The organism is Pedobacter sp. HMWF019 (assembly GCF_003061025.1).
Taxonomy (GTDB): domain Bacteria; phylum Bacteroidota; class Bacteroidia; order Sphingobacteriales; family Sphingobacteriaceae; genus Pedobacter.
Window position 1 is genome coordinate 1 of sequence record NZ_QAIL01000248.1, and the last position, 12,047, is coordinate 12,047.

The 12,047-nt window shown below is 40.4% G+C and carries 9 protein-coding genes; 5 read left to right on the top strand and 4 right to left on the bottom strand.

Annotation, left to right across the window (positions count from 1 at the left end):
* The first annotated feature begins 95 nt into the window (after positions 1 to 95).
* On the top strand, positions 96 to 755 hold the full coding sequence (pyrE, locus tag DBR11_RS14425; protein WP_108553364.1) for an orotate phosphoribosyltransferase: 660 nt from the start codon (positions 96 to 98) through the stop codon (positions 753 to 755).
* Between the two features lie 6 nt (positions 756 to 761).
* The gene (locus tag DBR11_RS14430; RefSeq protein ID WP_108553365.1) at positions 762 to 1,160 is read left to right on the top strand and encodes an SRPBCC family protein; all 399 of its coding nucleotides are present in this window, start codon (positions 762 to 764) and stop codon (positions 1,158 to 1,160) included.
* A gap of 47 nt (positions 1,161 to 1,207) precedes the next feature.
* Here DBR11_RS14430 and DBR11_RS14435 read toward each other — a convergent pair whose 3' ends face one another.
* Positions 1,208 to 2,422: an MFS transporter gene (locus DBR11_RS14435; protein ID WP_108553366.1), complete on the bottom strand. Its 1,215-nt coding sequence runs from the start codon at positions 2,420 to 2,422 to the stop codon at positions 1,208 to 1,210.
* Between the two features lie 228 nt (positions 2,423 to 2,650).
* Between DBR11_RS14435 and clpB the strand changes: the two genes are divergently transcribed.
* Positions 2,651 to 5,260, top strand: coding sequence for an ATP-dependent chaperone ClpB (clpB, locus tag DBR11_RS14440; protein WP_108553367.1), 2,610 nt, complete (start codon positions 2,651 to 2,653; stop codon positions 5,258 to 5,260).
* 80 nt (positions 5,261 to 5,340) lie between these two features.
* Here clpB and DBR11_RS14445 read toward each other — a convergent pair whose 3' ends face one another.
* Together DBR11_RS14445 and DBR11_RS14450 are read right to left on the bottom strand one after the other, a co-directional pair.
* Positions 5,341 to 5,982 carry a lysophospholipid acyltransferase family protein gene (locus DBR11_RS14445; RefSeq protein ID WP_108553368.1) on the bottom strand — a complete coding sequence of 214 codons (642 nt, stop codon included), beginning with the start codon at positions 5,980 to 5,982 and terminating at the stop codon, positions 5,341 to 5,343.
* Complete coding sequence (locus DBR11_RS14450; protein ID WP_108553369.1) at positions 5,969 to 6,820, bottom strand: alpha/beta fold hydrolase; 852 nt, start codon at positions 6,818 to 6,820, stop codon at positions 5,969 to 5,971. Before DBR11_RS14450 ends, DBR11_RS14445 begins: the two co-directional genes overlap by 14 nt.
* 324 nt (positions 6,821 to 7,144) lie before the next feature.
* Between DBR11_RS14450 and DBR11_RS14455 the strand changes: the two genes are divergently transcribed.
* Together DBR11_RS14455 and DBR11_RS14460 are read left to right on the top strand one after the other, a co-directional pair.
* Positions 7,145 to 9,424: a glycosyltransferase family 4 protein gene (locus tag DBR11_RS14455; RefSeq protein ID WP_108553370.1), complete on the top strand. Its 2,280-nt coding sequence runs from the start codon at positions 7,145 to 7,147 to the stop codon at positions 9,422 to 9,424.
* A gap of 17 nt (positions 9,425 to 9,441) precedes the next feature.
* Positions 9,442 to 10,449: a glycosyltransferase family 4 protein gene (locus DBR11_RS14460; RefSeq protein ID WP_108553371.1), complete on the top strand. Its 1,008-nt coding sequence runs from the start codon at positions 9,442 to 9,444 to the stop codon at positions 10,447 to 10,449.
* Here DBR11_RS14460 and DBR11_RS14465 read toward each other — a convergent pair.
* Positions 10,438 to 11,910 carry a glycoside hydrolase family 130 protein gene (locus DBR11_RS14465; RefSeq protein WP_108553372.1) on the bottom strand — a complete coding sequence of 491 codons (1,473 nt, stop codon included), beginning with the start codon at positions 11,908 to 11,910 and terminating at the stop codon, positions 10,438 to 10,440. The genes DBR11_RS14460 and DBR11_RS14465 overlap by 12 nt on opposite strands.
* Positions 11,911 to 12,047: the final 137 nt, after the last annotated feature.

Genomic DNA, 12,047 nt, shown 5'->3' on the forward strand with positions numbered 1-12,047 from the left:
GTGTATCAATTTGTTGGATATCGTCGTTTTGTTCTGGAGCAACATCTGCGATAAACAAGGTGTTATCGTTAATATATATTCTGTATTTTTGAGCCATGTATAATAAAAGTGATATTGAATTAAAGGTAGCTGAATTTCTGTTACAAATTAAAGCAATAAAATTACAACCTGCTAATCCATTTACTTGGGCATCGGGTTGGAAATCTCCAATTTATTGCGATAATAGGATTACGCTTTCGCATCCATCAGTTAGAACATACATCAGACAAAAGCTTACACAGCTGATCCAGGAGGAGTTTGGCTCCGTTGATCTGATCGCTGGCGTGGCCACTGCAGGCATCCCTCAAGGTGTGCTGGTTGCCCAGGAACTTGGTCTGCCTTTCGCCTATGTAAGGGCTAAGGCAAAAGAACATGGTACGGGAAGTTTAATTGAAGGAGAGATTGTTGAAGGACAACGGGTAGTGGTTGTAGAAGATCTGATTTCCACCGGAAAAAGTAGTCTGCAAGCTGTTGATGCATTAAGAAAGGCAGGTTTGTCTGTTGCTGGTCTGGTTTCCATCTTTACTTATGGCTTTGATCAGGCAGATGAAAATTTTAAAGAAGCTAAATGCAGATATTCAAGTTTGTCTAATTATGATACTTTAATTAAATATGCCGCTGAGCATAGTTTTATTGGACAAAATGATGTGGACCTGCTGACCAAATGGCGTCGCGACCCTTCAGGATGGGGACAGGAACTTGAACAACTAACCTAATATATAATGACTGTTATTGAAAGCTCTGCGGAGATCAATTTACCTGTAGAAAAAGTATATTCTTTCTTGGCTGACCTGAACAACCATCAGCAATTAATGCCGGAGAATATTTACAACTGGTCTTCTACAGAAGATGAAGCAAGTTTTACCATACAAAATATGGCTAAACTTGCCATTAAAATTTCCAGCCGTGTCCCTAATCAGGAACTTATTGCTGTTCCTTCAGAAAAAGCTCCTTTTGATGTTGAATTAAAATGGACAGTAGCGGATAATGGCCATGGTGGTACTACAGCAACACATATTATTTCTGCTGATTTAAACATGATGATGAAGATGCTGGCTTCAGGACCATTGAAAAAACTGGCAGATCACCAAACTGAAAAATTAGCTGAGATCCTGGGGTAATAACGTACTAATTAAAAAAATAACAGGCCTGTTGATCTTTAAAATTATCAGGCCTTCATTTTTTTCATCACCCAGTAAAATCCCATTGCGGTCAACAATAATACTGCTCCTGTACCCCACCATAAAGTTTCGAAACCAAAAGCAGCCGCAATCCTGGTTCCAATAAAAGGAGAAAATACGTGGGCAGCAGATACAGAAAGGGCATTAATCCCCATATAGGCACCTCTGGTTTTCACAGAGGATCGTTTTAAAGTAACCGTGGCCATAAATGGCATAGCCAGTATTTCGGCCAGACAAAGCACAAACATGGCGCTATACAATACCCAGGTACCAGAAGCCAGGTTAAGAATAATAAAGGAAAGGGCACACATTAATGTGCCATTGACTATAATGGCCATAGAAGACATCCTTTTTTCTGCGATATGAACCAGCAACATTTCCAGAGAAAAGACGACCACCCCACTAAAGGCCAGGATCACGCCAATATCGGCTTCAGTCATTTTATAGACTTCTCTATAATACAATGGTAATGTACTGAGCAGCTGAAAAAAGCAAATCGTAAAAATACAGCAGAAAAGACTGAATAGCATAAATGGCAGGTCTCTGTAGGGGGATAAATTTTTTCCACCTATCGCTTCAGCTACTGCCTGTTTATGTTGTTCCTTTTTCTCGTTCCCTCTTCTTTTTCTAAAATAAACAAAAAAGAGTACGGCCGATAAAAACGCAGCAACGGCATTTCCATAGAATAGAAAGGTGTAAGATACCGCTGCCAGAAACCCGCCTAAAGCAGGCCCTATAGAAAACCCAAGGTTCATAGCCATTCTGTTCAGCGAAAAAGACCGGATCACATTATCTGGTTTAGAATAATAGGCAATGGAAACTGAGTTTGCAGGCCGGAAGGTTTCAGATATAATGCTTAACACAAATACACCTAAAGCCAATTTAAGTACCGTATTTAATTCCGGAAGTAAAAAGAACATTGGCACCGTAAAGATTAAACTGAACAACTGAACTTTAAAATGCCCTGCTTTATCGGTAAGCCATCCGCCCAGGAAAGAGCCGGCTACCGCACCGATACCAAAACAACTCAGAACAGTCCCCGTATCTTCCAGGGAAAAACTAAGATGGTTAATCATATATACACCAAGAAAAGGGATAACCATTGCACCACTCCTATTGATGAGCATCACAAGTGCCAGCATCCATGCAGGTGTAGACAAACCGCGGTAAGCATCTAAATATAAACGTATAAACTCCTTCATAAATCCCTTCTTTTAAGCTAACCGCCTGCGATGGCTGCAGCAGAGCAAATTTAAAAAGATTTGAAAGCTCTGGACAGAAAAACCCCTGTTTACAAATCGAACAAGACATTTTTTCAGTTCAAATCATTAAAAATCAGCAATTTAGTCAGTAAAAAAGCAAATTTACAGACAAAATTTCCGATCTGATTTCAAACAACAATATGGCATTTTGTTTGTTTATCAGTAGCTATGAACTTCAACAACTTTACTATAAAAGCCCAGGAAGCAATTCAACAGGCTTCCGAAATAGCTCAGGGCAATCAGCAACAAGCTATTGAAACAGCTCACCTGCTTAAGGGTTTGCTGAATGTTGATGAAAATGTGGTTTCTTATGTGCTCAAGAAACTCAATGTTAATATTAACCTGCTCAACCAACACCTGGATGCGCAGATTGCTAAATTCCCTAAGGTAAGTGGCAGCAATGTCTATTTATCTTCTGGCTCTAATTCAGCACTGCAGAAAGCACAGTCTTATCTGAAAGAGTTTAAAGATGAATTTGTATCTGTTGAACATGTACTGTTAGGCTTACTGGCGGTTAATGACGATACCTCTAAACTGTTAAAAGACCAGGGTGTAAATGAAAAAGATCTCAAAAAAGCAGTAATTGCTTTGCGTGGAGACAACCGGGTAACTGATCAAAACGCGGAGGCAACTTACAACGCGCTAAATAAATATGCCAGAAATTTAAATGAATATGCCGAATCTGGCAAACTGGATCCGGTGATTGGCCGCGACGAGGAAATCAGAAGAGTGATTCAAATCCTTTCCAGAAGAACCAAAAACAATCCAATCCTGATCGGTGAACCTGGCGTGGGTAAAACGGCAATTGCAGAAGGAATTGCTTTCAGAATTATTAAGGGCGATGTTCCAGAGAATTTAAAGACAAAAACGGTCTATTCTTTAGACATGGGTGCCTTAATTGCAGGTGCCAAATATAAAGGTGAATTTGAAGAGCGTCTGAAAGCTGTAGTTAAAGAGGTAACACAAAGCGATGGAGACATCATTTTATTTATTGATGAGATCCATACCCTGGTAGGCGCAGGTGGTGGAGAGGGTGCTATGGACGCTGCCAATATCTTAAAACCTGCTTTGGCCAGAGGAGAATTAAGGGCAATTGGTGCCACTACATTAGACGAATACCAAAAATATCTGGAAAAAGATAAAGCACTGGAACGCCGTTTCCAAAAGGTAATGGTAGGCGAGCCGGATACACAAGATGCAATCTCTATTCTTCGTGGCTTAAAAGAACGCTACGAAACACATCATAAGGTAAGGATTAAAGATGAGGCCATTATAGCAGCCGTTGAACTCTCGCAGCGCTATATCTCTGACCGTTTCTTACCAGATAAAGCCATTGATTTAATGGATGAGGCTGCTTCTAAACTGCGTTTAGAAATGGACAGCGTTCCCGAAAATGTTGATGAACTTGACCGGAAGATCATGCAGTTGGAAATTGAACGAGAAGCGATCAAACGGGAAAACGATGATAAGAAAGTAAAAGCTTTAGGAGAAGAAATTGCCAATCTGGCTGCTGAACGCGACGAATTAAAAGCGAAATGGCAGGGTGAAAAGGATGTAGTAGACGGAATTAATACCCAGCTGGAACAAATTGAAAATTATAAACTGGAAGCAGAACAGGCCGAACGCGCAGGAGATTATGGAAAAGTAGCAGAGATCCGTTATGGTAAGATCAAAGAGGCTCAGGATAAAGTTGAAAAACTTAAAACTGAACTGGAAAGTCAGCAGACCGAGGGCCGCATGCTCAAAGAAGAAGTTACAGCAGACGACATTGCAGGCGTAGTGGCCCGCTGGACGGGAATTCCGGTAACCAAACTGGTTTCCAGCGAAAGAGAAAAACTCTTGAACCTGGAAGAGGAGTTACACAAACGTGTTGCCGGACAGGATGAGGCCATCGAAGCAATCTCTGATGCCATCAGACGCTCACGTGCGGGTTTACAAGACAAACGCAAACCCATTGGTTCCTTTATTTTCCTGGGTACTACTGGTGTGGGTAAAACAGAGCTGGCTAAAGCACTGGCTGAATTCCTTTTCAATGACGAAAATGCATTGACACGCATTGATATGAGTGAATACCAGGAACGTCATGCTGTATCCAGACTGATTGGTGCGCCTCCGGGCTACGTGGGATATGATGAAGGAGGGCAACTTACTGAAGCCGTACGTCGTAAACCCTATTCTGTAGTACTCCTGGATGAAATTGAAAAAGCCCATCCGGATGTATTTAACATCCTGCTTCAGGTATTGGATGATGGTCGTTTAACAGACAACAAAGGCCGTGTGGTAAACTTTAAGAATACCATCATCATCATGACTTCCAATATTGGTTCTCATTTGATCCAGGAAAATTTCAAAAATCTGGATGATGACAACCGGGATGAAGTGATTGCAAAAACGAAAAGTGAACTCTTTGAGCTGTTAAAACAAACCATCAGACCAGAGTTCCTGAACCGGATAGATGAACTTATTATGTTTACACCGTTAAACCGCAGCGAGATCAGGAATATTGTGGAACTTCAGTTCAAACATGTACAGCAAACGCTCGCTGAAATGGGCATTGAAATAGAAGCCTCTGTTGAAGCACTGGATTGGCTGGCAGAACTGGGTTATGATCCACAATTTGGAGCAAGGCCATTAAAACGGGTCATTCAGAAAAGAATTCTAAATGAATTATCTAAAGAGATCCTAGCTGGAAAAATAGATAAAGACAGCAAGATCAAACTAGATATGTTCGACAATAAGTTTGTCTTTCTGAACTCCAACGAGAAAGAAAGCGTTTAGAATTAATCATATCGCTATCACCTACGGTCGTCATCCTGAAAGGAATTCAGGATGACGACCGTATTATTTTATCCTGTAACTTAGGTTTTAAATACGCTCTCAGGAGGGTGATGCAATTGACCTTGCTGATATTTACAGGCTGTATAAAACTCATTATACACCCTTTCCATCTCAGTCATATCCCTTTCCCCTTCATACACTTTAAGGTATACCCGCATTACCGGCTTAAAACTATCGAGGTAATCCACCAGCATGACACCCATAATTACCTGTATTGGCTGTTTTGTTTTTTTCAGGATCTGTGAGAGCCCTTTCTCAAAATGAATTTTAGGCAAATGTTGTGAATAAACTTCTCCCTGCGGAAATATACATAGCATATTGGCCGGATCACTCAACAATTCGGCAGCATAGTTCAGAGATTCTATGACGTCTCTTGATTTTTTATTTACAGAAAAACAGCCTATATACCTTAATAAAGGAAATGCCCTGAGCTGTGCTTCAACAGACATCGTTTTAAACTGCTTTCTGAATATCGTTCTGTTCAGACGGTGCAGTACAAAACCATCATTGAAACTGAAATGGTTAAGCAATACCAGAGTCGCTTTATCAGCCTGCGTCTGTACCTCTCCTACAATCATCAGTTTAGAAAAGTGCCTTAGCATATACTTTTCCACCATTACTCCAAGATAATGTACAATCTTCAGTGGTTTATCTTTGATCATAATTCAGGCTCATCGTATTTTCCAGTTCTTCTTCCATTACTTTACAAAGTTCTGCATTAACCAATTCATGACCTTCGTCAAATATGTGTAAGTAAGCATTAGGCACAAGGGTCCTAAATCGTTCTCCTATAGAGGGTGGAAAAAGTTTATCGTGTTTACCAAAATACATCCTGATCTCTATAGCGTGATCATTCATCAGTCTCGCCAGTCTTTCCCGGTCAAAAGAAAGCTGCCTAAGGTAGGTAATGGTATTGTAACAGGCCAGACGGCTTTCATGTGTTTCAAATTCCTTTGACAAAATCCGTTCCAGGCTATCGTCAATATAGCGGGTTTTGCGCAAGGCCTTAAGCAGAAAATTTACTGTTTTAGGGCTGGAAACCAATTGCCAGAAACTCCGGTTGATCAACCGATTTTCAGCTGCACTGACCAATAATTTATTTGGCTCTATGCCATCGGGAGCAACAAAATACACCCCACTAATCATTTGCGGCAATTCCTGGAGCAGTGCCAGTGCAAAACGGGCTCCAATACTATAAGACAATAATGTCAATTGCTGCTGTTCCAGTTCTTTTTCTTTGACAAAATCAATGATAAGCTCCGCAAAAACAGCAGATGTTATACCTTTTCTGATGTGCTGCAGAGATCCGTTATCAAGGACGGTATCACCATGAAAAAACAAATCAAAACTATAAATCTTGTAATGTTTACCCAAATATGGCTCCATTAAACCAAACTGCGTTCCTTTCATCCCAAATCCATGAAAAGCCAGCATAACTTTGCTCCCCGTCCCATATTCCTGATAATGCAGTTTAGCGATCGATGTCTTAATAAATGGCATATTGCAAATCTAGTGTTTTTCTTCAGGCCGTCACCCCAATATTTATACCACGATGTATTGGCATTCTTGTTCTGTTACAAAAAGCTTAAAAAGTTAAACATTTTATTCCCGCAAAAAACATTTTGTTTAACCAATAAATAAAAATCGTTAGATAATAATAACTATATTGGATTTTTCCCACTGAGAAAGCTTAAAAAACACATCAAAAAAGCTTTAGCCTTTAAAAATTTTCGAAAAATGAACATTTAAGCAGATTATTTGTTCTATACCTGAATCGAACCGGTTAAACCTGGCGATGATTCTTGTTCATAAAAAAATATACCGATGAAAATAGCCTATATATCTACTTACCCACCGCGCGAATGCGGCATTGCTACTTTTAACAACAACTTGCTTCATGCTATTGGACTTGACAAAAAAATAGTTTCCGACGACAGCTTTATTGTTGCCATGAATGACTCCGAGAATTTAGATGAATATGAATACCCCAAGGAAGTCAAATATGTCATCAGACAAGACAATCAAAAAGATTACATCAGAGGCGCCGACTATATCAATACCAGTTTATCTGATGTCTGTATATTAGAACACGAATTCGGAATTTACGGTGGTGAGAATGGGGTCTATATCCTTCCGCTTATTGCCAGGCTGCAAAAACCATTGATTACAATTCTTCATACGGTATTAAAGGATCCGAACTTTATGCAGCTCACTATTATCCGTGAAATTGCAAAATATTCTTCAAAGATTGTGGTCATGAGCAATAGAGCCGTTGGTTTTTTAACTAGCGTATATGATATTCCATTAGAGAAAATTCAATTGATTGAGCATGGCGTTCCTAATCTTGAAGCCAAAGAAAACAACCCTGTAAAGCAATCCAATGCATTCAGAAACAAAAAAGTACTTTTCACTTTTGGCCTGATCAGCCGCAATAAGGGGCTTGAAACCGTTGTTACAGCCTTACCGGAAATTGTAAAGAAGCATCCGGACGTGATGTATGTGGTATTGGGGACTACACATCCAGGCGTTATCCGGAATTCGGGAGAGGAATACAGAGACAGCTTAAAAAAACTGGCCCGAAAGTTAAACGTAGAAAATCACCTCATTTTCATTAATAAATTTGTGTCTGAAGAAGAATTGTTTGACTTCCTTACCGCAGCAGATATGTACATTACCCCATATCTCAACGAGGCTCAAATTACCAGCGGAACTTTATCCTATGCAGTGGGTGCAGGAGCTGCAGTGATCTCCACACCATATTGGCATGCGCAAGAATTGCTGGCAGACAACAGGGGTAAGTTATTCGATTTTAAAGATCATAGTGCATTGGCATCAATTGTAAATGAACTTTTTGACGATCAGGAGCGTCTCGCTAAGATGAAAAAGAATGCTTACGACTACGGCATGCATTTGCGCTGGCCGAACACAGGTAAAGTTTACATCAAAGCTTTACAAAAGTCAATTGCTGAGGCCGAACTCGCAGTAGAAGAAAGTAAGCCAATCATTGATCCAGATATGATGCCAGCCTTCAGTTTCGCACATATTCAACGCCTGACTGATGATACCGGTATTGTTCAGCATGCAAAATACGGGATTCCGAACTTAAAAGAAGGCTATTGTCTTGACGATAATGCCAGAGCACTCATCGCATCTATACTGGCCTATCAGCAAAACAAGAGTAAAGTCGCGTTACAACTCTTACCAGTTTACCTGAGTTATATTCAATACATGCAATGTGATGATGGAAACTTCAGAAATTTCCTGAGTTTCAGAAGAGAATACCTGGATGAAGTTGGTTCCGAAGATTCTTTTGGCAGAACCATCTGGGCATTGGGTTACCTGATCAATAATGCGCCAAATAACTCTTACAAGGAATTTGCAAGGGAACTGTTTGTAAAGTCTATTCCCCATTTCAGCAAGCTGGAACATTTAAGAGGGATTGCCAACACCATGATTGGCCTAAGCAGTTTTCTAAAAGCCAACCCTTATGATGAGGGGATGATTGAGGAAATGACCAAACTGGCTACGCCTTTAAAGAAAGCTTACAAAAGCCAAAAGGGCACCGACTGGCATTGGTTTGAAGACAAACTGACCTATGACAATGCGCTGCTTCCCTTAGCTCTGCTTTGTCATTATGAAACGACACGTGACCAGGAATCTATGGATATCGCCCTGGAAAGTATGGACTTTCTAACGCAGAAAACCCTGGACAAAGGCTATCTTAATCCCGTGGGCAATGATGGATGGCTGTATCGCAACAAAGAAATGGCAATTTATGATCAGCAAGCCATTGAAACGATGGCCATGGTACTCATGTACTTCAAGGCTTATCAAATTACAAGAGACCTTAAATATATCAAACATATGTATTTAAGTTACCAGTGGTTCCTAGGAGAGAACAGTTTAAGGCTACCTTTGTATGATCATGAAACCAAAGGTTGTGGTGATGGTTTGCAGCCACATGGCGTAAACCGTAACCAAGGCGCAGAAAGTACACTTGCTTATTGGATATCACATCTGATGGTACTTAAAGCACTTGAATTTGAATACGAATTTATTCAAAGTACAGAGTTGCTGGATACACAGAATTTATCTGCTTCTTAATTTCCTAAAATCACAAGATGAAAGTAGCCGTATTATCGCCAGTGGCGTGGAGAACACCTCCACGTCATTATGGCCCATGGGAGCAGATTGCTTCAAATCTTACTGAAGGCCTGGCCAAAAAGGGAATCGAAGTAACACTTTTTGCTACAGGAGATTCTCAAACTGCTGGAAGATTGGATGCTGTGATTCCGAAGGGTTATGAAGAGGACCGCTCTCTTGATGCAAAAGTAGTAGAATGCCTTCACATCAGTAACCTAATGGAAAAGGCCACGTCCTTCGATCTGATCCATAACCATTTTGATTTCCTGCCACTCAGTTATTCCCATCTCATTCCAACCCCTGTAGTCACAACAATCCATGGTTTTTCCTCAGATAAAATCATTCCTGTATACAAAAAGTACAATAAAACTGGCCATTACGTATCTATCAGCAATTCAGACAGACATCCAGACCTTCGTTATGCAGCTACGGTTTACAATGGACTAAATACCGATGAATTCAGCTTCAATGAACATTCCGACGGCTATTTACTCTTCTTTGGCAGAATCCATCCACACAAGGGAACAGCTGAAGCCATTCGCATCGCTTTGCAAAGCAAGAAAAAACTACTGATTGCAGGTATAGTTCAGGACGAAGGTTATTTTAAGAGAGACGTTGAACCTTATTTAAATGATCAGATCATTTTTCTTGGCTCTAAAGGACCGAAGGAACGGAATGAGTTACTAGGAAAGGCCGCGGCCTTATTACACCCCATTAGCTTCGACGAGCCTTTCGGATTAAGCGTTGCAGAGGCTATGTTATGTGGAACTCCAGTCATTGCTTTTAACCGCGGTTCTATGCCAGAATTGATCCAGGATCAAGCCACCGGATTCCTGGTAAATAATGAACAAGAAGCCATCAGGGCTGTAGATCAACTTCATTACCTGGAAAGAAAAGCTTGCCGGGACTGGTCAGTATCCAAGTTTTCTACAGAAAAAATGGTAGATGATTACCTGAAACTCTACCACAAGATATTAAAGGTTTGATTTTGATTCCCTAAGTTTATCCAGCAGTAGTTCAAGGTTTACAGCCGCAAATGAAGAACAGTAATCTGAAAGCCCGTAAGGAATGATCAATTCACCATTGTGAATAATAGATCCGCAGGAATACAATACATTCGGAACATAACCTTCTCTTTCATCATTATTAGGAATAACCAGTGGCTCACTGAGCCTTCCTATCTCAATAGAGGGATCATCAATATCCAATAAACTTGCACCCAGGCAGTACCTCCGCATGGGTCCTACCCCATGCGTAATGATCAGCCAGCCAGCTTCTGTTTCTATCGGCGAGCCACAGTTGCCAATCTGGACATACTCCCAGGGGAATTCCGGATGCTGCAATTTTACCGGATGGTCCCATACATTAATCTTGTCAGAGTACATCAGGTAATTATTCCAGCCATCTATCCTGGACATCATTGCATATTTTCCATTGATCTTGCGGGGAAACAGCGCGAGGTTTTTATTTTGGGCCCCCATACCATGAAGCGGACTCACCTTAAAATCATAAAAATCAGTAGTTTGCAAAAGCTTAGGCATAATCATAGCCCCATCAAAGGCAGTATAGGTGGCATAATAAATAATATCGCCATCTTCTTTAATAAAACGTACAAACCTGGCATCTTCTATTCCCTTGCGCTCAAACTCCGAAATTGGAAAAATGACTCGGTCCGAAATATCGGTATCTCTGGAAAAACTCATCTCGTGATAAGTATCCGATAGCCAGAGGATCTTATCGTATTCCAGTTTCTTCAGGTCGTCTGTTTGCAGATTCTTGGAATCGATACTTACCTTTCTGAGTTGTGCATAATCAAATTTATCCTCGAGTTTATTCCCTACTTCGTCCAACACGTCAATATCAATCATAGAATCTGCCGCTTTTTTCAGGAACAGTTTCTTATTGTATACTGCATTCCTAATCACCTCGGCCTCATCAATATAATTTCCAGAAGGGATTACAGTAATGTTATTGTCCCGGTCAATCAGCGCTCTTCTAAACACTACAGAGGAAATATGACCTTCTCCTACTGCCCGGAAACTTATAATGACTCTTTTTTCTCCTTCAACAAGGTCAGTCTGATCCGGATCTTCTACTATAGATGGATTAAAAAATGCCGCGGATTCTATGGAATACTCATGAGTAAAATACGATCCGATCAGTAGACGCTGGTACTTATCCAGGCTTTCATAATCCACACCAATGGCTTCTATACAATATTTAACCTTCTTACAGTGTCGTGCCAGGATCTTCGTAATATTCCGGTGTCTTTTCGAATATTCTTGCAATAATGGAGATATTAAGCCAAAGACCTCCTCTTTGGACAGCTTTAAAACGAGCTTTATAACCTCTTTTGCCCGATCGTCTCCATTAAAAAAGAATCTTGCAATTACCCTTTTCGGGTCAGGATATACTTTTACTGGCTTGCGGTCTATAGATAATCTCATGATGTTATAACAGATAAAGGGGGTGCAATAGTTTTATGAAATATAAGTTTTTTCAGGAAATATTTCTTTATCCCCTGGCATTTCCTGCATAACAGGACACAATGTATGACAAAGTGTACAACATATCGGCTGACAAT